We start from the raw sequence: 22,240 nt of genomic DNA on the forward strand, positions 1-22,240 counted from the left end.
TTGACCGGAGACACACGCTGGACAATGTTCCCCCTCTTGCGGCCGTGGCTCTAGTCTCCGTTCAAATCGAAGTCCAGGTCCAGGTCCTCCGGAGACACGAGCGTCCGCCACGTCGACTTCACCCGGGCGGTGGGTAGTTCTGCGGCGATGGGCATCCGGTCAACGGCCACGAGCTGGTCCAGATCCAGGCCGGTGACGGCGGCGATATCGCGGAGGGGGACCTGAAAAGTCCGGAACGGGCCCAGGGGCGGAGCCGCGTCCACGGCGCCCGGGCGGGGCACATCGGGCAGGTCGGCCAGTTGTGGTGTCTGGTCCACGATGTAGCCGGTGGCCGCAAGCTCCCCGTCTTGGAGGAATGCGGCGACCTTGAAGAACAGCAGCGGAATCTCCACGCCGCGGTACACGGGGTCGTTGTCCCCGAAGATGGGCCCGGTGAACACGATCAGCCGCCGGCCGTGGTGGGCGGCATGCTCCAGCAGGTAGGACTCCAACCCGAGCCACAGGTCCAGGCTCTGGTTGAACTTCGCAGCCTGGGGCACGGCGTTCGTGTAGTGGAACGTGTCCTCATTCGCTTGGGCGGCCTCCTCCCGGGTATCACCCCAGACGGCTGAGGCGCGCCGGACCAGGTGTCCCCTATCAAGGTCGTTCCGGGCGTAGAGCTGCTCACCGGTCTGCTGGTCCTCGGCCAACCTTGGATCCAGCTGCCATTGGATCCCGGATCGGTCCAGATCCATCAGCTTCTCCCCGTCGATGCCGAGGGCCGTGACGGCGGCCAGGCGCTTGTCCAGCCGCATGAGCACCGAGAAATGCGTGTAGGGCAGCAGGATCGTTTTCCTGTCGGCCAGAATCGGCACAGGAACCTGTACACCCAGGAAGGCGACGTCGTACCCCGACCGGTTCGACAGATCACGTGCAGCGGCAGAACCCGGTACCAGCAATAGTTCGTCCATGGCCGGACATTAGCAGTGGAAGATGACGGCGGGATGAATTTCGGTGGACCACAGGGAAACTGCCGTCGGCGGCCCAGCTCAATGCGGCGGGCCGTCGGAGAGCTTAACCAGCGAAAAACCCCGTATCATCGTCGAAATCAACGACAATACGGGGTTTGTCCCGAGCTTCCTATCAGAATCGAACTGATGACCTTTTCATTACGAGTGAAACGCTCTACCGACTGAGCTAAGGAAGCACCGCACAATTCGCCCGGCGTAACCGGGCGGTTCATGCAAGAGTCAACTGTAATAGAGTCCCTGCGCCCGGGTCAAAATGGGCGCCCCAAACACTTCGGCAGAACTCCTCAGCAGACCGTGTTGTCGGCGGGAACCGTTCCGTCCACAAGGTACTTATCCACGGCGTCTTCGAGACAGCTGTTGGCCCGGCCGTAGGCGGTGTGGCCCTCTCCCTGCCAGGTGAGCAGGGAGGCGTTGCCCAGCTGTTTGCGCAGGGATGCGGCCCATTCCACCGGGGTGGCAGGGTCGCCGGTGGTTCCGACAACCACGATCGGGGCTTCGCCGGTGTATTCCACCGGGGCCGGGGTGCGCAGGTTCTTGTACGGCCAGTCCACGCAGTTGGTGCCGCCGTAGGCGAAGAAGTAGCCCAGCGTAGGGGAGGCCTGCATAAGCCGTTGCTGTTCCGCGCGCATGGCGGCCGTGTCGGACACCATGGGGTAGTCCAGGCAGTTGATGGCGTTGAAGGCGAAGGTGGAGTTGGACGTGTACTTCCCGTCGGGGCCGCGGTCCGCGCCGATGTCCGCCAGCCGGAGCATCATACTGGCGTCACCCTTAAGTGCAGTTTCGAGGGCCTGGGTCAGGGCGGGCCAGCTCTCGTCGTTGTACAGCGGAGTGATGAGGCCGCTGACGAACATCGTGGCGTTCACCAGGCGGCCGTCCTTGGTCTGCCAAGGCGTGTTTTGCACCGCTGTGATGAGGTCGCGGATCTGCTGGACTCCGCTGTCCACGTTCCCCCTGAGCGGACACGAGGATTCCTGCTGGCAACTGGCCACATAGGCCCTGATGGCCTTTTCGAAGGCCACGGCCTGGCCGCTGGTCAGCTCCTCGTTGCTGATGGACGGATCCAGGGCACCATCAAGGACCATACGGCCCACGTTGTCCGGGAACAGCGAGGCATAGGTGGAACCAAGGAACGTGCCGTAGGAGAACCCCAGATAATTAAGCTTCGAGTCATTGACCACGGCCCGCAGGATGTCCAGGTCCTTGGCCGCGCTGACAGTGTCGACGTGGCCCAGTACCGGACCGGTCTGCGCAGCGCACTGCGCGGCGATGGCCTTGTTGTCGGCCAACGCGGCGGCAAGCCCGGCATCGGTCTCCAGGGCGTAGACCTTTGCCCGGGACGCGTCCCGTTCGGCATCCGTCATGCACTTAACTGGGGCGGAGCGCTCGACGCCCCGCGGATCAAAGCCCACCACGTCGTAGTTGGCCCGGACAGACTGCGAGAAGTGCGTTCCGGCCGCATCCTTGACGAAGTCGTAGCCGGACCCGCCCGGACCGCCCGGGTTGACCAGGAGGCTGCCGGTCTTCGAGCCGGTGCTCGGAGCCTTCAGCGCAGCTATCTGGATCGTGTCGCCGTCCGGCTTCGCGTAGTCCATCGGCACGGTGACCTTGGCGCACTGGAAGCCGTTTTCGCAAGGCTCCCATACGACCTCCTGGGCGTAGAAGGTGTCCAAGCCAGCGGGCGCGGACGCCACGATAGCAGGGTCTGCCTTCGCCGTAGCGGGGGCCGCGTCCGGGGTGTCCCCGGCAAAGAGGCCGCACGAGGCCAGCGTCAGGGCCAGGATCAGGGCGCCGGCAGCCCGCAGCCCAATCACCAGGGATCGGGAGCGTGCGGGCAGGGGGCGTGCAGTCATCGAGCGGTCTCCTAGTAGTTGCTAGATCAGGCTGGCTGCCATGGACTCAATGGTCAACAGCGGTGCAACGTTGGTGGTGGTGATGCGTTGGCGGGCTTTGTTGATGGCGTCCATGCGGGCGAGGGTGGTCTCCGGGGCAGACTGGGCGGCGAATTCCTCCAGCTCACCCCTGAGCTCAACGTTTACCAGCTCCACGGCGTTCCCGAGCTGGATGATCAGCACGTCCCGGTAGAACGACAGGAGGTCCGTCAGCGTCCGGTCCAGGGAGTCCGTGATGGATCGCTTGGCCCGCCGTTTCTGGTCGTCTTCAAGCTGCCTGACCTGGCTGCGCATGGTCGGCGGAAGCGTCCCTGACTCCGGGGCACCCAGGGTGGCCAGCAGCGCAGCCTTCTCGGCGGCGTCGCGCTCTTCATTGGAACTGTTGGCTTCGGCGGTGGCGATCTTCACCAGCTTGTCGGCCATCATCACCGCCGCGGTCACGCCGCGCAGACCCAGGGGGAACCTCACCGTTTCCAGCCGGCGTTCCCTCGCTTCAGGGTCCCGCGCCAGCCGGCGGGCGATCCCCACATGGCTTTGCGCCGCGCGGGCAGCGCGTTCGGCCAGCGCCGGGTCCACGCCGTCGCGCTTGACGAGCAAAGCGGCGACGTCGGCGGCCGGCGGCAGCCGCAAGGCCACAGCCCGGCAGCGCGAACGGATGGTCACCAGGACGTCAGCGGGCGACGGTGCGCACAGCATCCAGATGGTCCGCGGCGTGGGTTCCTCGATGGCCTTCAGCAGCACATTGGTGGTCCGCTCGGCCATGCGGTCGGCGTCTTCCACCACAATGATCCGCCAGCGCCCGGACGACGGCCGGTTGCCCGCCTTGGATACCAGGTCGCGGGCTTCATCGATGGTGATGGTGACCTTCTCGGTCCTGACGTACGTCACGTCCGAATGGGTCTCGCCGAGGATGGTCAGGCAGGCGGGACACTCCCCGCAGCCGCGCCCGGCCAGGTCGTCCTGATCGCAGTTGAGGGCGGCCGCGAAGGCCTTCGCGGCGTTGGAACGCCCGGATCCGGGCGGGCCCGTGAACAGCCAGGCATGGGTCAGTCCCTCGCCCCGCGAGGCATGGCGGAGCTGTTCGACGACGGCGGGCTGGCCCTGAAGGTCGTCCCAGACAGTCATGCGGCGCCCCGGCCTGCAGACGCGAGCAGGGCATCCACGCGGGTGAGGATCCGCGCGGACAGTTCGTTGACGGGCAGGTCCGCCGGCAGGACAAGATACGTATCCGGCCGGCTGGCGGCCAGTTCAAGGAACGCCCCGCGGATTGTTGAATGGAATGCATCGGCCTCTGACTCAAGGCGGTCTTCGGCGGCGTCGCCGGCTGTGCGGCGGCGGCGGCCGTCAGCGGGATCCACGTCCAGCAACACTGTGAGGTCTGGCTGCAGCCCCGACGTCGCCCATTCGTTGAGGGTACGCACGGCGTCGGCGCCCAGATCGCGGCCGGCCCCCTGGTACGCCACGGACGAATCAATGTAGCGGTCCGTCAGGACAACCTCGCCGCGTTCCAGTGCCGGGCGGATCACCTGGCTGGCATGGGCCGCGCGGGAGGCAGCAAAGATGAGTGCCTCGGTGTGGGCGTCGATGTGGCCATGGCCGTGGTCCAGGACCAAGGAACGCAGTTTTTCGCCAATGGGCGTCCCGCCGGGTTCGCGGGTCCGCAGGACCGTCAGGCCACGTGTTTCCAGAGCCTCGGCAAGACGGGCCGCCTGGGTGGACTTGCCGGCGCCGTCGCCGCCCTCGAAGGCGATGAAAAGTCCAGGGCTGTTGGTGGTCACTGGTCTAGACTACCGACTTCGGGAGCCGCCGCACGTCCAAGTACGCTTTCTCCATGAGTCTCTCGGAACAGTATGCAGCGTCCCTGTCGGCCGAAACCGTGGTGGTTGCAGCCGGCCGGCCGCCGCGTGAGCGGGACAAGCCCGTCAACCCGCCCATCGTGCTGTCCTCGACGTACTTCGGCACGGGAGCGTTGGGCGACGGGGACCGGGGCTACGGCCGCTATTCCAACCCCACCTGGGATCCGTTTGAGGAGGCCCTGGGCCAGCTTGAAGGATCTGAACTGCCCGGCCTGCTCTACGCGTCCGGACTCGCGGCCGTCAGTTCGGCACTGTCTCTGCTGCCCGCCGGCGGCGTCCTGGTGATGCCGTCGCACAGCTACGCGGGTTCGCTGGTGATGGCCACGGAGCTGGCGCAGAAGGGCTTCCTGGAACTGCGGACTGTGGACATCACGGACACTGACGCAGTCAAAGCACAGCTCGCGCCGCAGGGACCGGACGCGAAAGCGGCCAGGATGCTGTGGCTTGAGAGCCCCACCAACCCGATGCTGGGCATCGCCGATATCCGCGAACTCACGGCGGCGGCCCACCGGGTGGGCGCCATTGTGGTGACGGACAATACGTTCTCCACGCCGTTGGTCCAGCAGCCGCTGAGCTTGGGTTCCGACGTCGTTCTTCACTCGGTGACCAAATATCTGGCCGGACATTCCGACGTCGTCCTCGGCGCCTTGGTGACGTCCAACCCGGACATCCGGGCAGCGCTGCTGCACCACCGCATCATTCATGGCGGTATTGCCGGGCCGTTCGAGGCATGGCTGGCGCTGCGCGGGCTCCGGACCCTTGCCCTGCGTGTGGAACGGTCTCAGGCTTCCGCCGCGGTCCTGGCGGAACGCCTGAGCACGCACCCCCTGATCGCTAGCATCCGGTTCCCGGGGCTCCCCACGGACCCCGGCCACGTGCGGGCCAAGACCCAGATGTCGGGCTTCGGTTCGATTGTGTGCGTGCAGATCGCGCCGGTTGCCGGGCTGAGCGGAGCAGACGCCGCGGACAAACTGGTCCGCGCGCTGCAGCTGTGGCTGCCGGCCACGTCCCTGGGCGGGGTGGAATCGCTGATCGAACGGCGCCGCCGGCACGCCGCTGAGCCGCGGAGCGTCCCGGACAATCTGGTGCGCCTGAGCGTCGGCATTGAGAATATTGAGGACCTCTGGGCCGATTTGAAGCAGGCGCTCGACTCGCTGGGCCGCTAGGCTTGGACGGTGGACGGTGAACTGATTATTCGGCCTGTTGAACAGGCAGTGTTTTTTACCCTTGCCCTGGTGGCACTGGGACTTGAGGTGTGGGCGCTGCTGGACTGCGTCCGGCACAAGTCGGCTGCATTTGAAGCCACCGGCAAGCGGACCAAGATGTTCTGGCTGGCGCTGACCGGCGGCGCCACCCTGATCGGCGTCATCTCGCTCTTCAGCAGCGGCGGAATCTTCGGCACGCTTGGCCTCTTCGGGCTCGCCGCCGTGGTGGCAGCGTCCATCTACCTCGCAGACGTCCGGCCAGCGGTCAAGGACGCAGGCCGCGGCGGTAGCCGTAATACGGGGCCCTACGGCGGCCGGTAACCCAGCCTTACGGTTGTTCGTACTCCCCACCGGCACCCTCAGCTCGCAAGCTCGCTCAGGGAACCCTGCCGGCGTGGGCCCCCGGCGCCACAGCTTCCCAGGCCACCGTTAGTTCGCCCAGGCGCCACCGCGCCGGGCCGTCCTGAACCGGCCACCCGCCGTCGAGCAGTGCCCTGCACATGGCGTGCCAGCGCTGCCTGTTGCCGAATGACGCCAGCGGCGCCGACTCCAGCCAGGCCCGGTCCATGGCCTGCATCAGCCGGTGGACAGGCTCGCCCGGAACGTTACGGTGGATCAGCGCCTTCGGCAGCCGTTCGGCAATTTCCGATGGCAGGTCAAAGCTGCCGAACCGCACGGACATACTCAGTGACAACGGCCGGTCGGCGTCGAGGGCCACCCACGTCACCCGCCGCCCGATCTCATCGCACGTCCCGTCGATAAAGAGCCCGCCGGGGGCGAGCCGGCCCTGGACCAGCCGCCAGATCCCCGCCACATCAGCCTCTTCGTACTGCCGCAGGACGTTGAAGGCGCGGACCAGTACCGGGCGTCCGGGCAGCGGCAACTCGAAACCGCCCACCTGGAAGCTCAGCCCCGGCCTCTCGAGCGCCGTGGCGATCCGGACGCGCTCAGGCTCGATTTCGATTCCGCACACGCGGACGTCCGGCCGGACGGCGCGGAGACGTTCAAAGAGTTCGACGGCGGTGGCCGGCGTTGCGCCGTAGCCCAGGTCAACCACGAGGGGGTCTTCGGCAGCGCGCAGACGCCAGGCCTGGGGACCGGTGAGCCAGCGGTCCACCCGCCGCATCCGGTTGGGATTGGTGGTGCCCCGCGTGACGTTTCCGACCGGCCTGCCGCTCCGGCCATGGGGAGCGCTCACGCGTTCAGCTTTTTGCACCACGGCCCAACCCTATCCTTGTAACGCAGGGCCCTTGTAACGCAAGGCGGGCGGCGCCGTGCCTCGGCTAGGATAAAAATCATGACTTACAAGCTGATTCTGCTGCGCCACGGCCACAGCGAATGGAACGCCAAGAACCTGTTCACCGGCTGGGTGGACGTTGACCTCAACGACCAGGGCCGCGAGGAAGCAGCACGCGGCGGCGAGCTCCTGGTTGAGAACGATCTTCTCCCGGATGTCCTCTACACCTCGCTCCTGAAGCGGGCCATCAACACGGCCAACATCTCCCTGGACAAGGCCGACCGCGGCTGGATCCCCGTCAAGCGGGACTGGCGCCTGAACGAACGCCACTACGGCGCCCTGCAGGGCAAGGACAAGGCACAGACCCTGGCCGAATACGGCGAGGAGCAGTTCATGGAATGGCGCCGGTCCTACGACACCCCGCCGCCGCCCCTGGCCGACGACTCCGAGTTCTCCCAGGCCCGCGACCCCCGTTACGCGGACCTCGGCGACGCGCTGCCCCGCACTGAGTGCCTCAAGGATGTCCTGGTCCGCCTGCTTCCTTACTGGGAATCGGACATCAAGGAAGACCTCAAAACCGGCAAGACCGTCCTGGTCACCGCCCACGGCAACTCGCTGCGCGCCCTGGTCAAGCACCTGGACGGCATCAGTGACGACGCCATCTCCAGCCTGAACATCCCCACGGGCATCCCGCTGGTCTACGACCTCGACGAGGACTTCCAGCCGGTCAAGCCGGGCGGCACCTACCTGGATCCGGAGGCCGCCGCGGAGGCCATCCTGGCAGTGGCCAACCAGGGCAAGAAATAAGGCAGTAGTTAACGTACGACGGCGGGTCGGTCACCTCAGGTGACCGACCCGCCGTCGTATGTGGTTTTAGGGAGCGGCTAGAAGCCCTGCGGCTGCCATTCGCCGGTGACGAGGTACGTGACCTTGCGGGCCACGGACACGCCGTGGTCAGCGAACCGTTCGAAGTAGCGGCTGGCCAGGGCCACGTCCACGGTGGTGGCGGGGGACTCGGCCCAGTCCGGGGCGGCGATCGCCTTGAAAACGCTCAGGTGAAGGTCGTCGATGGTGCTGTTGGCCTTGAGGATGTCGCGGGCCACTTCGAGGTCCCGGGATTCCAGCAGCAGGATGAGCTTGTCTGCGATCAGTTGGTCCTGCTCGGCCATTTTGTTGAACGTTTCCGTCATGGACGCGGGGATGACCACGGACGGGAAGCGCAGTCGCGCCAACTGGGCGATGTGCCGGGCCAGATCCCCCATCCGCTCCAGGGAAGCGCTCATGCGCAGGGCGCCCACGATCATCCGCAGATCGCTGGCCACCGGCCCCTGCAGGGCGAGGATATCGATGGCGCGTTCATCCAGGCTGGTCTGCAAAAAGTCGATACGGGCGTCCGCGGCAATGACGTCCTCCGCCAGATCAACGTCGGCAATCTGGAATGACGTAGCGGCCTTCCCCATTGCCTCGCTGACCAGCTTCGAAATCTCCACCAACTGCTCACCCACCTGGGTCAGCTCTTCCTGAAAAACCTTACGCACGTGGGCGTCCTTTCTTTGGAACTCCGCCCCTCAGGTGGCAGACGGAACTCATGTCGCCATTCGGCACTCCAACGTATAACACTGTCAGCGTGCGGTAAACGATTAGTCGGTTGTAGATGAACGTTAGCTGAACCGTCCCCGTAATGGGCCATGACGCACCGTCTCGACAGGAACCACGGCCTAAGCTGGAGTTGTGGATCCTATGCTCATCGGTGTCATCGCCGGCCTGGTCGGCCTGTCGCTCGGCACCTTTGGCGTGCTCGCCTTCAGGATCAGTGAAAAGCAGCGCAAGCTTGTTGACGTCGACGTGGACGAACTCGCTCTGCCGGCCGGCGCCGCGGAAGTGCTGGCCGTCGTCGGACGGGCTTTTGTGGTGGTTGACGCGGTGGACGGTGTAGTGCGCGCCAGCCCGGCAGCTTATGCGTATGGCTTGGTGCGCGGCCATACGGTGGTCCACAAGGAACTTCTGGACATGACGGCCGGGGTGCGCCGCGATGGCGTGATCCTGGAAAAACGGCTGGAGCTGCAGCGCGGTCCGCTGGGCCACGGCACCATCATCGTGCAGGTCCGGGCGGCCATGCTCGGCGAGGAATATATCGTGCTTCTGGCCGACGACCGCACCGAAATTACCCGCACCGAAGAGATCCGAAACGACTTCGTGGCCAACGTGTCCCACGAGCTGAAGACCCCTGTGGGGGCAATTTCGTTGCTGGCCGAGGCACTGGAGTCCTCGGCCGACGACGAACAAGCAGTTCGCCGGTTCGCCAAGCGCATGCACAAGGAATCAGGCCGGCTGGCCGCCCTGGTCCAGGACATCATCGAGCTGTCCCGCCTCCAAGGTGCCAGCGTGTCCCAGGAGGGCAGGGCCGTGGACATCAACGCGGTCATCACCGAAGCAGTGGACCGTTCCCAGCTCCCCGCTGAAAGCAAGAACATTCGGATTGTGGTGGGGGACCGGGTTGAAGCTACCGTCTTTGGTGACAGGGACCTGCTGGTTACCGCCCTGCGTAACCTGATCGACAACGCCATCCGCTATTCCCCGGAGAACACCAGGGTTGGCGTGGGCGTCCGGTCAAAGGACGGGCTGATCGCCGTGTCGGTCACGGACCAGGGCGAGGGGCTGACCCCGGAGGACCAGGAGCGGGTGTTTGAGCGCTTCTATCGGGTGGATGCGGCGCGTTCGCGCCACACGGGCGGAACGGGCCTGGGCCTGAGCATCGTCAAACACGTGGCCTCCAACCACGGCGGTGAAGTGACACTGTGGTCACGGCCGGGCCAGGGTTCCACATTCACCCTGCGGCTGCCTGAGATGGAAAGCCAGGACGAACCGGATACTGCAGGTGTCAAACAACGAGCCGTACCCGAGCGTGGCAAAGAACGCGGCGTACATGAGCAAGGAGCCAGCGCTTGAGCAGGATTTTGATTGTCGAAGACGAAGAATCTTTCAGTGATCCGTTGTCCTATTTGTTGGGCAAGGAGGGGTTCGAGGTTGAAGTGGTGGACAACGGTTTGGACGCCATCACCGAATTCGACCGGAACGGGGCGGATCTGGTGCTGCTGGATCTGCAGCTCCCCGGCCTGTCAGGCACGGAGGTCTGCCGCCAGCTGCGGCAGCGCTCCAGCGTTCCGGTCATCATGCTGACGGCCAAGGACTCCGAGATAGACAAGGTGGTTGGCCTGGAGCTGGGCGCTGACGACTACGTCACCAAGCCCTACTCCTCCCGCGAGCTGGTGGCCCGCGTCCGGGCCGTGCTCCGCCGGCAGGGTGAACCTGAGGAACTGATCTCGGCCACAGTCCAGGCCGGCCCTGTCCGGATGGACATCGAACGGCATGTGGTCAGCGTGGATGGCCAGCAGGTCCTCTTGCCGCTGAAGGAATTCGAGCTGCTGGAAATGCTGCTGCGCAACTCCGGCCGCGTACTCACCCGCGGCCAGCTGATCGACCGGGTCTGGGGTTCGGACTACGTGGGGGACACCAAAACCCTTGACGTTCACGTCAAGCGGCTGCGCGGCAAGATCGAGCCCGACCCGTCCGTACCGCGCTTCCTGGTAACCGTCCGCGGCCTGGGCTACAAGTTCGAGCCGTAGGCCTCTCCGCCGTAAGGCACACCAGGCATCAGGCGCACCAGACTTCAAGTGCACAAAAAGGAGAGGGGCTCCCCGCGGGGAGCCCCTCTCCTTTTTGTGCTTTGTTGCCGCTTAGTGGGCCGCACCTGTGCCGGCGGTGGCCGACGGCGACGGGCTGGGTGTGGCGGATCCGGTCGGTTCGCTGCCGGCCGGCAGGTACTCCTTGTACTCCGCGAGGGAAGCATCCAGGACAGGGATCCGAACAGTCTTGCTCACGTTGGTACCGTCTTCGGTGATCTTCACATCGACGAGGGAACCGGCGATGCCGCCGCTCGTGCTGAGGATGGCTTCATCCGTGGAGTCGTTGAGCAGAGTGTAGGAGTTGGCTTTCACCGGCACCTGCGTCTGTGAACCCTCGGCCCCGTTGACGGTGAGCTTGACGTCCTGCGAAGAGGAGTTGTAAACGGCACCAAGCAGGCGGCCGGGCTTGTCTTCTCCGGCCGAGACAATCAGCATGTTGCGCAGCTGCAGCGGACCCAGGTCGGCGCGGATACCGTCCGACGCCGCGTACTGGTGAGAAGTCTGCTGGGGGTTGATGTAGCCGCAGCCGGTCATCGTCGCCAGGGCGAGGGCCAGGGATCCTGCCGCCAGTGCCAGTTTGCCGCCCTGGGCCCGGTTCATCGCAGTGAAACGCACGTCACGTACTCCTCGAGAGTCTTGAAACATTATTCAGCCATAGCCTAGCGGCAAACCGGACCAAACAAGGATTCCGCACGGTCATATTGCCCTTGGCAGCAGGCCGCGCATGCACTATTATCTGCATTCGTCAAGGGGTCGAAGGGGGTCTATTCTGCCCATTTTCCGCGTATTTCCGGGGTTTCGGGGCCGGTTCGAGGCCAGTCATATGCCTGAATCGTGATAAACTGGTCTGCGGGAAAGGGGAATGTCCACATGGTATTTGAGGTCGGCGAGACAGTAGTTTACCCTCACCACGGTGCTGCGAAAATTGAAGAAATCAAGATGCGCACTGTCAAGGGCGAAGAGAAAATGTATCTCAAGCTCAAGGTGGCTCAGGGTGATCTGACCATTGAAGTTCCAGCAGAGAACGTTGACCTTGTTGGGGTCCGTGACGTAGTGGGCAAGGAAGGTCTGGAGCACGTATTTGATGTTCTCCGGGCCGAGTTCACTGAAGAACCCACCAACTGGTCGCGCAGATACAAGGCAAATCTGGAGAAGCTTGCTTCCGGTGACGTCATCAAGGTAGCGGAGGTTGTTCGCGACCTCTGGCGCCGTGATCACGATCGGGGCCTTTCCGCAGGTGAGAAGCGCATGCTGGCCAAGGCCCGTCAGATTCTGATTTCAGAACTTGCACTGGCTGAAAAGACCGATGAAGAGAAGGCTGCAAGCGTTCTCGACGAGGTCCTGGCTTCCTAAGAATTGAGCCCCGGGGGTACGCAAGTGCCTCCGGGGTTTCTTTTTGCCCTTTTTCGGTCCAGTCCGCAGCGGCAGGCGCGTCGCGCGGGCGGGATTCGGCACGCCGGGCAAGCGGGCACGTAGGCTGGACCGCATGAACAACGGACTTCCCCGCCCCGTCACCGCCGTCGTCATTGTGGCCGCAGGTTCCGGCGAGCGGCTGGGTTACGGCATGCCCAAGGCACGCGTGCCGCTGGGGAGTGACGCCATCCTCACCCATGCCCTCCGGGGCGTCGCTGCCGCCGGCGTCGCACGCCAGATCTGTGTTGCCCTGCCGCCCGGCGATACGGTCCTGCAGGAATTGTGCGCGGCCTTCGCCGAGGAACTCCGGGCGGGGCACGAGGCCAACCAGGAGAACCCGCTTCCCCTGCTGACAACGGTCGACGGCGGTGCCACCCGTGCCGCTTCCGTCCGGTCAGCGCTGGCCGCCTTGCTGGACGGCACCGAAGCTGTGCTGGTCCACGACGCCGCCAGGGCACTAACACCCGAGTATGTCTTCCACCGTGTCGTCGATTCGCTGGCGGCCGGCGCCGTTGCAGTGATTCCTGCCGTACCGGTGGTGGATACGGTGAAGATGGTTACCCCCACGACCGGTGACGACAGCAGCATCGCCCCGGAACTCGTGACCGGGACCCCGCCGCGGGAGGAGCTCCGTTCGGTCCAGACGCCCCAAGGGTTCCGCCTGTCCACACTGATCCAGGCCCATCAGGCAGCGGCGGACTTTGACGAGAAACAGGCTGCCGCGGTCACCGACGACGCCATGCTGGTGGAACTCCTGGGAGTTCCCGTGCACGCCGTCCATGGCTCCACACAGTCATTAAAAATCACCACGCCGCTGGACCTGATCATTGCCGAGGGGCTGCTGGAAGGCCCGCTGGGCATCCGCTGGGTGGAGGGTTAGGCATGAGTGAAGCCAAGATGATCCTGCCGCGCACGGGTATCGGCCTGGATGTCCATGCCTACGCGTCCCCTGACCTTCCCCGTCCGCTCTGGCTGGGCGGGCTGTTCTGGGAAGGCGAGCGTGGACTGGCCGGGCATTCGGACGGTGACCCGGTGGCCCACGCCGCCGCCGACGCCCTGTTCTCGGCCGCCGGCATCGGGGACCTCGGCACGCATTTCGGCACCGACCGTCCGGAGTTCGCCGGAGCCTCCGGCGTCACGCTCCTGACCGAGGCGGCGAGGATTGTCCGTGCCGCCGGCTTTGAGATCGGCAACGTGGCAGTGCAGTTCGTGGCTACCCGGCCCAAATTCGGCCCGCGGCGGGAAGAGTCCCAACGCGTGCTGAGCGACGCGGCCGGGGCGCCGGTCAGCGTCACGGCCACCACCAGCGACGGACTCGGTTTCACCGGCAGGGGCGAGGGAATTTCCGCCGTCGCCACCGCTTTGGTCTATCCCCGGTGATTCAACCCGGCGCTGCGCAGGCCGGATAACCCGCGGGGGCCGGCACGCAGGCCTTTTCCGCTAATCTGGAGCGGTGACTCTCCGCTTCTATGACACCGCGTCCGCCGAAGTCCGTGACTTCGTTCCCCTCGTCCCGGGAAAAGCGAGCCTGTACTACTGCGGAGCCACCGTGCAGGGCATGCCGCACGTTGGCCACATCCGCTCGGCGATCGCCTTTGACCAGCTGACCCGCTGGCTTGAGTACCGGGGGCTGCGGGTCACCGCGGTCCGCAACGTCACGGACATCGATGACAAGATCCTCGCCAAGTCTGCCGAATCGTTCAGCCCGGACTTCGAAGCCGGACCGGACACTGTCCGCGAGGAGGAATGGTGGGCCCTGGCCTATCGCTACGAGCAGGCGTTCCTGCAGGCCTACGACACGCTCGGCGTTTCCCGCCCCACCTATGAGCCACGGGCAACCGGCCATATCCCCGAAATGCATGCGCTGATCCAGCAGCTGATCGACCGGGGCCACGCCTACCCGGCGCTGGACGATTCCGGCGACGTCTACTTCGACGTACGGTCCTGGGACAAGTACGGGTCCCTGACGCGCCAGAACATTGACGACATGCAGGGCGCCCCGGATGCGGATCCCCGGGGCAAGAAGGACCCCCGAGACTTCGCGCTGTGGAAAGGCTCCAAAGAAGGAGAGCCGACGACGGCGAGCTGGGCCTCGCCCTGGGGCGCCGGCCGCCCGGGCTGGCACCTTGAGTGCTCCGCCATGGTCACCAAGTACCTCGGCACCGAATTTGATATCCACGGCGGCGGACTGGACCTGCGCTTCCCGCACCACGAAAACGAAATGGCCCAGTCCCAGGCCGCAGGGCACGGTTTCGCCAACTTCTGGATGCACAACGGCATGGTCACCTACCAGGGCGAAAAAATGTCCAAGTCCATCGGCAACACCATCAGCCCTTCGGAGATGCTGGACCTCGCGTCACCGCGGGTGGTCCGCTACTACCTCGGGCAGGCCCACTACCGCTCAGTGCTGGACTACCGCCCCACGTCGCTCGACGAGGCCGCCGCCGCCGTCGAACGCATCGACGGCTTCATCAGTCGTGCCGTTCGGGCCCTCGCCGCCGGTGGGAACTACACCTTCGCCACCTATGGCAAGGTTCCCGAGGCGTTCGAGAACGCCATGGATGACGATCTCAACGTGCCGCAGGCCCTCGCCGTGGTCCATGAAACAGTCCGTGCCGGAAATACCGCCTTGACGGAGGGGAAGCTGGAGGACGCACAGGAGTCCCTGCACAGCGTGCATGACATGCTGCGGGTCCTGGGCCTGAATGCGGTGGCTTCCGGCCCGGCGTCGGACGCCCGGGAATCGGCCGCCCTCGAGGTCCTGGTGGAAGCCCAGCTCGCTGCCCGCACCCAGGCCCGGGCCACCAAGGACTGGGCTGCCTCCGACGCCATCCGCGACACGCTGAAGGCGGCCGGCGTCGTCGTCGAAGATGGCCCAAATGGCGCTACCTGGAGCCTGCAACGGGACTGAACCGGCGATTTTACTTGATTCAGTAGACTGGTAAGCAGACTCAGTCAAACAATCAAGGGTGGAAAATCATGGCCAACAACGGTCGCCGGTCGGTCAAAGCAAAGAAGGGGCCAACCATCGGAACCGGTGGTCATGGCCGTAAGGCCCTGGAAGGCAAGGGTCCCACGCCCAAGGCGGAGGACCGCCCGTACCACAAGGCGCACAAGAGCAAGCAGCTTGCCGAGCGTTCGGCTGCCAAGCGCGGCACGGGTGCCCGCAGCGCCGGCGCCTCCCGCACGGGTCCCAAGGGCCGCGCCACCGAGGAAGTCGTCACCGGCCGTAACTCCGTGGTGGAGGCCCTCCGCGCCGGGATCCCCGCGAAGGCCCTGCACATCGCCATCCGGATTGAAATGGATGACCGTGTCAAGGAGTCGCTGAAGATCGCCGCCGAACGCGGTATCCCGCTGCTCGAGACCGGCAAGCCCGAACTTGACCGCATGACGGACGACGCCATCCACCAGGGCCTGGTCCTGCAGATCCCGCCTTACGAGTACCAGGACGCCTATGACCTGGCCGAGGAAACCGTGGACCGCTGGAAGAAGGGCCACGTATCCAACGCCCCGCTGTTCGTTGCTCTGGACGGCATCACGGACCCGCGCAACCTTGGTGCCATCATCCGCTCCGTCTCGGCCTTCAGCGGCCACGGCGTCATCGTCCCGGAACGCCGCTCCGTGGGCGTCACAGCCTCGGCCTGGAAGACCAGCGCCGGCGCTGCCGTGCGTGTTCCCGTGGCACGTGCCGCCAACCTGAACAGTGCCCTGAAGCAGTTCAAGAACATGGGCATCTTTGTCCTGGGGCTCGACGGCGACGGCGACGTTTCGCTGCCTGACCTCACGCTGGCCACCGAGCCCGTCTGCATTGTGGTCGGTTCCGAGGGCAAGGGCCTGAGCCGCCTGGTCCGCGAAAACTGCGACCAGATCGTCTCCATCCCGATCAACTCCGCCATGGAATCGCTCAACGCGTCCATGGCCGTTGGTATCTCGCTGTACGAAATCTCGAGGCAGCGCGCCGTCAAGTAGTAGCTGAGCCGCGGCGCGGGGCGCGGGGCGGCACGGCGGACATCCTCCGCGTGCTGCGCCCCACCGGCCCCCTGGCCTCGCAAGCTCGGCCAGGGAACCCTGCCGGAGTGGGCCCACTTCGTCGCTCTGACGCACGCTTCCGGATGCCCGCCGTTCCGCGAACGCTCTCTCACCTTTGGTGGGTTTAACAGCGTTGGAGCGTGGTGGGTCCGGGTGACGTCATAAAAGCGCCAGTGCAGTTCAACAGCCGCTGGCCGCTACCATGGACGTGATGGTCATGCCGCTTTTCGATACCGCTTCCACCAAGGATGCCTCTTCGGCATATCCGCTCGGTGTCAGCGTCCTGCGCCCGGGATCGGGAGCGGATTACGGCGTGCAGTCCAGCGCCAACGTCGCCGTGTACGCCCCGGCCGTGGAGAACCTTGAGATTGCCTACAAGGCCCCCGGCAGCGAGTGGCATCTGCAGACCCTGCCCAATGTCACGCACGGCGTGCACCATGGAATCGTTGACGATTTCCCGTACGGGTCGCTGTACGGTTTCCGTGCCACGTCCAAGGCGGACCCGTTGCCGCTGGCGGTCCCCATCGTGGACCTGGACGACGACGGCGGGCAGCCTCTTTTGCTCGATCCTTACGGCCGGGCGGTGGACCAGCGGGAAGGATTCCTGACGAGCGTCCGGATGGTCGGCGATTTTGACTGGGGCACCGACGAGCGGCCCCGGACGCAGTGGCGGAACACCATCATCTACGAGGCCCATGTCCGCGGCCAGAGCATGCTGCATCCCGATGTCCCCGAGGAACTGCGCGGCACCTACGCCGGAATGGCCCATCCGGCCATCATCGAGCATTTCAAGAGCCTGGGCATAACCGCTGTCCAGCTGCTCCCGGTGCACTTCCACCTCGATGAGCTGCACCTGCAGAACCTCGGCCTGACCAACTACTGGGGCTACAACACGGCCGCGTTTTTCGCACCGCACGCGGCCTATGCAACGCGGGCTGCGCAGGATGCCGGACCCCACGCCGTCCAGGACGAGTTCAAGGGAATGGTCAAGCTGCTCCACGCGGCGGGGCTGGAAGTGATTCTCGACGTCGTCTACAACCACACTGCCGAGGGCGGCCCGGACGGCCAGGCCATCAGCTTCCGCGGACTCGGTGAGGACACGTACTACCGAACGGATGGCCACGGGAAGTACGTCGACACCACGGGCTGCGGCAACAGCCTGAATTTCGGCCAGCCCAGGGTGGTCCAGTTGGTGCTGGATTCCCTCCGGTACTGGGTGGACGAATTCCACATCGACGGCTTCCGTTTCGACCTGGCCGTGACGCTCTGCCGGAACGCGGACAACGAGTTTGATCCCCGCCACCCGTTCCTGGTGGCGGTGGCAGCCGATCCCGTGCTGTCAGACGTGAAACTGATCGCCGAGCCCTGGGACGTGGGCTACGGCGGCTGGCAGACGGGACGGTTCCCGGGCGGCTGGGTTGACTGGAACGACCACTTCAGGGACGGCGTCCGCTCCTTCTGGCTTGCCGACCGGGCGGCCATCGAGGCCGGCGGGCAGGGCGGGTCCGTGGCGCGGCTGGCTGATGGCCTGTCCGGGTCTGCCGGGCTTTTTGAAGCGTCGGGCCGTTCCAGGCTGGCGTCGGTCAACCTCATCACGGCACACGACGGCTTCACTCTCAACGACCTTGTGTCCTACGACCGTAAACACAACGAGGCCAACGGTGAGCAGAACCGGGACGGGCACGGGGACAACCGCAGCTACAACCACGGCTTCGAAGGCCGGAGCGAGGACGAGAGCATCCTGGCGCGGCGGTCGCAGTCCCGGCGGAACCTCATGGCGTCCCTGATGATTTCGCTCGGTGTGCCCATGATCACTGCCGGCGACGAGCTGGCACGCACGCAGCAGGGAAACAACAACGCCTACTGCCAGGACAACCCCCTGGCCTGGCTCGACTGGACGCGAACGCCGGAATCCGCAGAGATGCTCCGCAGCACCAAGCGCTACGTCCGGCTGCGCAAGGAGTTCCTGGCAAGCCAGCCCCATGATTTTCCGGCCCGGGATGAGCAGTCCTATATTTACTGGTTTGATCACTCCGGACAGCCCATGTCCATGGATCAGTGGAATGATCCCCGGCACCGGGTCATGCAGCTCCTGCTTGGCTCGGATGACGGCACGCTGGCGGGCCTCGTAGTGGTCAACGGCAGCGGCTCCGACGTGAAGATCACGCTTCCGGAACTCAAGAACGACGACGGAACGCCCCACAGGATGTTCGAACTCCGGCTGACAACGTCGCCGCTTCACGAGCTTCGACAGGGCAGCCGGGTGGCGTCCGGCGAGACGGACGTCATCGAGGCGAACTCGATCAACATCTACCGCACGTAGCTGCGGAGGGGACCAAAATTGCGCAACCGCTCCATTGCCCTGCTGCTGACCGGGCTGCTGGTCATAGCGGTGTTCGCTTTCGGCGGCCCAGGGCTCCTTGAGACTCTGACGGGAAGTACGACGCCGGCAGCAAGTTCCAGCGCGGCCCCGGTCCCGGGCGCTCCCGTCCCGGGGCCTGCGGAGGTTCCGGCCCCGGCGGTAGTCCCCGCCAACCCGTCCGGGCTGCCCGCGATCAAGGAATTCCAGCTGCCGGCCGAAGCCCGGACTACCCTCGCCGCGATCCGTGCCGGCGGCCCCTACCGCTACAGCCAGGACAATAAGACGTTCGGCAACTTCGAGCGCATTCTCCCGCGGCAGGATTCAGGCTATTACCGCGAGTACACCGTGCCCACCCCGGGTGAATCCGCCAGGGGAGCCCGCCGCATCGTCACCGGTTCCGAGGGTGAGAAGTACTACACGCAGGACCACTACGACTCGTTCAAATTCATCGCAGAAGGCAGCTGAACACGCTCATGAAAATTTACTCCGCCGATACCTGGACCATCGAAGAACTCCAGGAACAGGTCGCCGACGCCGGCCGCCGCAGCCTGGTGGTCCCCGCCGCCGACAGCAAGAAGGCTGTCCTGGAAACCTTCGGCGAAGTGCTCGCCTTTCCTGAGCATTACGGCGTGAACATGGACGCCCTGAACGACTCCCTGCACGATTTCGCGGACAGCATCGGCGAAAACGGTAGCGCCCCGGTCACGGTCCTTTGGCAGGTGGCCGCAGCGTTCCGTGGGGACCGGTCTTTCGGGATCATCTGCGAGGTCCTCCAGGATGCCGAAAGCTACGCGGGCAGTGACCTCGCGGTCACGGCCGTCCTCCTGTAACTAACGTCGACAACCGCCGCGGCAGTTGCCACAAACGAACGCCGGATGTCTGGAAACGGATCAGGCGTTGACGATCAGCCCCAGCTCGGCCTTGGAAGCCAATGCCTCGTGCCGTGGCAGGACGCGGACGGTGTAGCCAAAGGGACCGGAGCGGTCTATGACCAGCGAGCCGCTGAACAGGTGGCGCCCCTCGCCCAGGTCCTCTTTCGAGTTCAACTCTATAAGGGTGACGTCCGCCAGGGTGTCGCTTTCCTCGGCACGGCCATAAGCCACTTCCACGGACACGTCCTCCGGTGAGAGGGTGTGCAGCGCGATGTAGGCGTTCACCTGCAGGGTGTCCCCGATCTGCGGGTCCTCGGAAACGCCCACGGAGTCCACATGTTCGACGTGTAGCAGAGGCCACGCCGAACGTACCTTGGCAGTCCATGCCGCCAGCACACGGGCCTGGGCGTAGGAGTTGGCAACGGCCCTGCGTCCGGCCTCGGCGGCGGGCCGGTAGAGCACGTTGACGTAGTCGTGCAGCATGCGCTCCGCGGAAACGGCCGGTCCCAGATGGGACAGCGTGTGCTTGATCATTGACACCCAGTGCGTCGGGACTTTCTCGGTGCCCGTGGTGGACGGTCCGGCAGCACCTGCGCTGTCAGACACCGTGTTCCCGTAGAAGCGTGGCGCCACCTGAGTTTCCAGGAGTTCGTACAGCGCCGCGGCCTCGATGTCGTCCCGCTCTTCGGGGGACGCGTCGTTGTTGGCGGTGGGGATCGCCCAGCCGTTCTCGCCGTCGTACATTTCATCCCACCAGCCGTCCATCACCGAAAGGTTCAGCGAACCGTTGATGGCGGCCTTCATGCCCGACGTACCGCACGCCTCCAGGGGGCGGAGCGGGTTGTTGAGCCACACGTCGCAGCCCGGGAAAAGCGTCCTGGCCATCGCAATGTCGTAGTTCGGCAGGAAGGCGATGCGGTGGCGGACCTCGGGGTCGTCGGTGAAGCGGACCAGATCCTGGATCATCTTCTTCCCGGCATCATCTGCCGGGTGGGACTTTCCGGCGATCACCAGTTGGATCGGGTGCTCCGGATGCAGCAGCAGCGCCTTGAGCCGGTCCGGCTCGCGAAGCATCAGCGTCAGGCGCTTGTAGGTGGGGACGCGCCGGGCGAAGCCGATGGTCAGCACGTCGGGGTCCAGGACGCTGTCGGTCCAGCCCAGCTCGGCGTCGGCGGCGCCGCGCTTCTTCCACGCAGCCCGGAGCCGGCGGCGTACGTCCTCCACCAGTGCTGCGCGCATTTCACGGCGTAGCGCCCAGACGTCAGCATCGCTGACGTTGTAGGCAAGGTCCCAGCGGCCCAGGGCTTCGGCCTCGGTGCCGAACCGTTCCCGCGCGAGCCGGGAGATGCGCCCGTCGACCCAGGTGGGCACGTGGACGCCGTTGGTAACGGACGTGATGGGCACCTCGGAGTGGTCGAACCCCGGCCACAGGGCCGAGAACATCCCGCGGGATACCTCGCCATGGAGCTTGGCGACGCCGTTGGCCCGCTGTGCCAGCCGGAGTCCCATCACCGCCATATTAAAGACTGACGGATTCCCGTCGGCGTAGTTTTCCCGGCCCAGCTCCAGGATCCTGTCCACGGGTACCGCGGGCGCCAGCCCGGCCTGGAAGAAGTGGTGGATCTGGGAAATCTCGAAACGGTCGATGCCGGCCGGAACGGGAGTGTGGGTGGTGAAGACCGTGGACGCCCGGCCAGCGGCGAGGGCTTCGTCGAAGCTGAGGGCGGCGTCGCCGGCCATCAGTTCCTGGATGCGCTCAATCCCCAGGAAGCCGGCATGGCCCTCGTTGGTGTGGAACACCTCGGGCGCGGCGGTTCCGGTGAGCTGCTGGTACGCGCGCAGCGCCTTGACTCCGCCCATGCCCAGCAGGAGCTCCTGCTGGAGCCGGTGGTCTCCGCCGCCGCCGTATAGGCGGTCGGTGATGCCGCGCGCGGCGTCGTCGTTGCCGGGAACGTTGGAGTCCAGCAGCAAGAGGGGAACGCGTCCGACGTCGGCACGCCAGATGTGTGCCAGCAGCCGGCGCCCGTTGGGGAGCGGGAGTGAGATCTGCAAAGGCCGGCCGTTGCCGTCGGCGGACGGTTCACGAAGCAGAGTGAGGGGGAGGCCGTCAGGGTCGAGTACCGGGTACGTTTCCTGCTGCCAGGCGTCGCGGGAGAGTGACTGCTTGAAGTAGCCCGCCTGGTACAGCAGGCCAACGCCGATCAGGGGCACACCCAGGTCCGAGGCGGCCTTGAGGTGGTCGCCGGCCAGGATGCCCAGGCCGCCGGAGTACTGCGGCAGGACTTCAGTGATGCCAAATTCGGGGGAGAAGTACGCGATGGCGGCCGGGGCATCCTCGCCCAGGCTCTGGTACCAGCGGGGCTGCTCAAGGTACCGGTCAAGGTCCTCGGCGGCGGCGCGGACCTGGTCCACCACCGAGGGGTCGGCGGCGAGGCGCTGGAACTCTTCGCGGCTGACCCGGCCCAGGAAGCTGGCGGGATCCTGGCCGGATTCCTCCCAGATGCGGCGGTTCAGGCCAGCGAAAAGTTCACGGGTGGGCCGGTGCCAGGACCAGCGGAGGTTGGTGGCCAACAGGGCCAGCGGCCTGATGGGTTCCGGGAGGACTGTTCTGACGGTAAATCTGCGGATTGCCTTCACCTGCGCCACACTAACCGACAACATCAACGTCCGGAACTGCTTTG

General features: G+C 65.5%; 21 protein-coding genes and 1 tRNA gene. 13 read left to right on the forward strand and 9 right to left on the reverse strand.

From position 1 onward, the window contains the following. Window positions 1–50 precede the first annotated feature (50 nt). The 5 genes from ACVWY0_RS15480 to tmk form a co-directional block, all read right to left on the reverse strand. On the reverse strand, window positions 51–950 hold the full coding sequence (locus ACVWY0_RS15480; protein WP_485837464.1) for a DNA/RNA non-specific endonuclease: 900 nt from the start codon (window positions 948–950) through the stop codon (window positions 51–53). Between the two features lie 163 nt (window positions 951–1,113). Next, window positions 1,114–1,186 (reverse strand) — tRNA-Thr (locus tag ACVWY0_RS15485). A 108-nt stretch (window positions 1,187–1,294) separates the two neighbouring features. Next, window positions 1,295–2,860, reverse strand: a complete 1,566-nt coding sequence (locus tag ACVWY0_RS15490) for an alpha/beta hydrolase (RefSeq protein ID WP_485837465.1) — start codon at window positions 2,858–2,860, stop codon at window positions 1,295–1,297. Between the two features lie 21 nt (window positions 2,861–2,881). Further along, window positions 2,882–4,024: a DNA polymerase III subunit delta' gene (locus ACVWY0_RS15495; protein ID WP_485837466.1), complete on the reverse strand. Its 1,143-nt coding sequence runs from the start codon at window positions 4,022–4,024 to the stop codon at window positions 2,882–2,884. Further along, a complete protein-coding gene (gene tmk / locus ACVWY0_RS15500) occupies window positions 4,021–4,677 on the reverse strand; it encodes a dTMP kinase (protein WP_485837467.1) in 657 nt (218 codons plus the stop codon). The genes ACVWY0_RS15495 and tmk overlap by 4 nt, the downstream gene beginning before the upstream one ends. 53 nt (window positions 4,678–4,730) lie before the next feature. On the opposite strand from tmk, the gene ACVWY0_RS15505 reads away from it, so the two are divergent. After that, entirely contained in the window at window positions 4,731–5,921 is a 1,191-nt protein-coding gene (locus ACVWY0_RS15505; protein ID WP_485837468.1) for a trans-sulfuration enzyme family protein, read from the forward strand. A 9-nt stretch (window positions 5,922–5,930) separates the two neighbouring features. After that, entirely contained in the window at window positions 5,931–6,281 is a 351-nt protein-coding gene (locus ACVWY0_RS15510) for a DUF2516 family protein (protein WP_485837469.1), read from the forward strand. 55 nt (window positions 6,282–6,336) lie between these two features. On the opposite strand, the gene ACVWY0_RS15515 is transcribed toward ACVWY0_RS15510, so the two are convergent. Then, entirely contained in the window at window positions 6,337–7,179 is an 843-nt protein-coding gene (locus tag ACVWY0_RS15515) for a class I SAM-dependent methyltransferase (RefSeq protein WP_485837470.1), read from the reverse strand. A gap of 78 nt (window positions 7,180–7,257) precedes the next feature. Here ACVWY0_RS15515 and ACVWY0_RS15520 point away from each other — a divergent pair, with 78 nt between their 5' ends. Next, on the forward strand, window positions 7,258–8,004 hold the full coding sequence (locus ACVWY0_RS15520) for a phosphoglyceromutase (protein ID WP_485837471.1): 747 nt from the start codon (window positions 7,258–7,260) through the stop codon (window positions 8,002–8,004). A 77-nt stretch (window positions 8,005–8,081) separates the two neighbouring features. Here the strand turns inward: ACVWY0_RS15520 and phoU are convergent, their stop codons facing one another. After that, complete coding sequence (phoU, locus tag ACVWY0_RS15525; RefSeq protein ID WP_485837472.1) at window positions 8,082–8,735, reverse strand: phosphate signaling complex protein PhoU; 654 nt, start codon at window positions 8,733–8,735, stop codon at window positions 8,082–8,084. A gap of 202 nt (window positions 8,736–8,937) precedes the next feature. On the opposite strand from phoU, the gene ACVWY0_RS15530 reads away from it, so the two are divergent. Both ACVWY0_RS15530 and ACVWY0_RS15535 read left to right on the forward strand, forming a co-directional pair. Next, complete coding sequence (locus ACVWY0_RS15530; RefSeq protein ID WP_485837483.1) at window positions 8,938–10,146, forward strand: sensor histidine kinase; 1,209 nt, start codon at window positions 8,938–8,940, stop codon at window positions 10,144–10,146. After that, a complete protein-coding gene (locus ACVWY0_RS15535) occupies window positions 10,143–10,823 on the forward strand; it encodes a response regulator transcription factor (RefSeq protein WP_254752476.1) in 681 nt (226 codons plus the stop codon). The genes ACVWY0_RS15530 and ACVWY0_RS15535 overlap by 4 nt, the downstream gene beginning before the upstream one ends. Window positions 10,824–10,934: 111 nt before the next feature. Here ACVWY0_RS15535 and ACVWY0_RS15540 read toward each other — a convergent pair whose 3' ends face one another. Beyond that, window positions 10,935–11,483, reverse strand: coding sequence for a hypothetical protein (locus tag ACVWY0_RS15540; protein ID WP_485837484.1), 549 nt, complete (start codon window positions 11,481–11,483; stop codon window positions 10,935–10,937). A 270-nt stretch (window positions 11,484–11,753) separates the two neighbouring features. Between ACVWY0_RS15540 and ACVWY0_RS15545 the strand changes: the two genes are divergently transcribed. The 8 genes from ACVWY0_RS15545 to ACVWY0_RS15580 all read left to right on the forward strand — a co-directional run bounded on the left by ACVWY0_RS15545 (window position 11,754) and on the right by ACVWY0_RS15580 (window position 19,517). Then, window positions 11,754–12,236 (forward strand): CarD family transcriptional regulator, encoded by a 483-nt coding sequence (locus ACVWY0_RS15545; protein WP_026266570.1) that lies wholly within the window; start codon window positions 11,754–11,756, stop codon window positions 12,234–12,236. A 133-nt stretch (window positions 12,237–12,369) separates the two neighbouring features. Continuing rightward, on the forward strand, window positions 12,370–13,176 hold the full coding sequence (gene ispD / locus ACVWY0_RS15550) for a 2-C-methyl-D-erythritol 4-phosphate cytidylyltransferase (protein ID WP_485837473.1): 807 nt from the start codon (window positions 12,370–12,372) through the stop codon (window positions 13,174–13,176). A gap of 2 nt (window positions 13,177–13,178) precedes the next feature. Continuing rightward, window positions 13,179–13,676 (forward strand): 2-C-methyl-D-erythritol 2,4-cyclodiphosphate synthase, encoded by a 498-nt coding sequence (gene ispF / locus ACVWY0_RS15555; RefSeq protein WP_252567147.1) that lies wholly within the window; start codon window positions 13,179–13,181, stop codon window positions 13,674–13,676. 73 nt (window positions 13,677–13,749) lie between these two features. Next, entirely contained in the window at window positions 13,750–15,207 is a 1,458-nt protein-coding gene (gene cysS, locus ACVWY0_RS15560) for a cysteine--tRNA ligase (RefSeq protein ID WP_485837474.1), read from the forward strand. 68 nt (window positions 15,208–15,275) lie between these two features. Further along, complete coding sequence (gene rlmB, locus ACVWY0_RS15565; RefSeq protein ID WP_485837475.1) at window positions 15,276–16,265, forward strand: 23S rRNA (guanosine(2251)-2'-O)-methyltransferase RlmB; 990 nt, start codon at window positions 15,276–15,278, stop codon at window positions 16,263–16,265. Window positions 16,266–16,536: 271 nt separating this feature from the next. Further along, a complete protein-coding gene (gene glgX, locus ACVWY0_RS15570; RefSeq protein WP_485837476.1) occupies window positions 16,537–18,648 on the forward strand; it encodes a glycogen debranching protein GlgX in 2,112 nt (703 codons plus the stop codon). A gap of 18 nt (window positions 18,649–18,666) precedes the next feature. Beyond that, window positions 18,667–19,152 (forward strand): guanyl-specific ribonuclease, encoded by a 486-nt coding sequence (locus tag ACVWY0_RS15575; protein WP_485837477.1) that lies wholly within the window; start codon window positions 18,667–18,669, stop codon window positions 19,150–19,152. An 8-nt stretch (window positions 19,153–19,160) separates the two neighbouring features. Further along, window positions 19,161–19,517 (forward strand): barstar family protein, encoded by a 357-nt coding sequence (locus tag ACVWY0_RS15580; protein ID WP_485837478.1) that lies wholly within the window; start codon window positions 19,161–19,163, stop codon window positions 19,515–19,517. Window positions 19,518–19,577: 60 nt separating this feature from the next. On the opposite strand, the gene glgP is transcribed toward ACVWY0_RS15580, so the two are convergent. Continuing rightward, window positions 19,578–22,196 carry an alpha-glucan family phosphorylase gene (glgP, locus tag ACVWY0_RS15585; RefSeq protein WP_485837479.1) on the reverse strand — a complete coding sequence of 873 codons (2,619 nt, stop codon included), beginning with the start codon at window positions 22,194–22,196 and terminating at the stop codon, window positions 19,578–19,580. Between the last annotated feature and the right edge of the window lie 44 nt (window positions 22,197–22,240).

The organism is Arthrobacter sp. UYNi723 (assembly GCF_054057635.1).

What these genes read in the sequence shown, in the direction of transcription:
- ACVWY0_RS15480 (WP_485837464.1), bottom strand. Translation starts at nt 950, where the DNA reads ATGGACGAACTATTGCTGGTACCGGGTTCTGCCGCTGCACGTGATCTG.
- ACVWY0_RS15490 (WP_485837465.1), bottom strand. Translation starts at nt 2,860, where the DNA reads ATGACTGCACGCCCCCTGCCCGCACGCTCCCGATCCCTGGTGATTGGG.
- ACVWY0_RS15495 (WP_485837466.1), bottom strand. Translation starts at nt 4,024, where the DNA reads ATGACTGTCTGGGACGACCTTCAGGGCCAGCCCGCCGTCGTCGAACAG.
- ACVWY0_RS15505 (WP_485837468.1), top strand. Translation starts at nt 4,731, where the DNA reads ATGAGTCTCTCGGAACAGTATGCAGCGTCCCTGTCGGCCGAAACCGTG.
- ACVWY0_RS15520 (WP_485837471.1), top strand. Translation starts at nt 7,258, where the DNA reads ATGACTTACAAGCTGATTCTGCTGCGCCACGGCCACAGCGAATGGAAC.
- ACVWY0_RS15530 (WP_485837483.1), top strand. Translation starts at nt 8,938, where the DNA reads ATGCTCATCGGTGTCATCGCCGGCCTGGTCGGCCTGTCGCTCGGCACC.
- ACVWY0_RS15540 (WP_485837484.1), bottom strand. Translation starts at nt 11,483, where the DNA reads ATGAACCGGGCCCAGGGCGGCAAACTGGCACTGGCGGCAGGATCCCTG.
- ACVWY0_RS15545 (WP_026266570.1), top strand. Translation starts at nt 11,754, where the DNA reads ATGGTATTTGAGGTCGGCGAGACAGTAGTTTACCCTCACCACGGTGCT.
- ispD (WP_485837473.1), top strand. Translation starts at nt 12,370, where the DNA reads ATGAACAACGGACTTCCCCGCCCCGTCACCGCCGTCGTCATTGTGGCC.
- ispF (WP_252567147.1), top strand. Translation starts at nt 13,179, where the DNA reads ATGAGTGAAGCCAAGATGATCCTGCCGCGCACGGGTATCGGCCTGGAT.
- rlmB (WP_485837475.1), top strand. Translation starts at nt 15,276, where the DNA reads ATGGCCAACAACGGTCGCCGGTCGGTCAAAGCAAAGAAGGGGCCAACC.
- glgX (WP_485837476.1), top strand. Translation starts at nt 16,537, where the DNA reads ATGGTCATGCCGCTTTTCGATACCGCTTCCACCAAGGATGCCTCTTCG.
- ACVWY0_RS15580 (WP_485837478.1), top strand. Translation starts at nt 19,161, where the DNA reads ATGAAAATTTACTCCGCCGATACCTGGACCATCGAAGAACTCCAGGAA.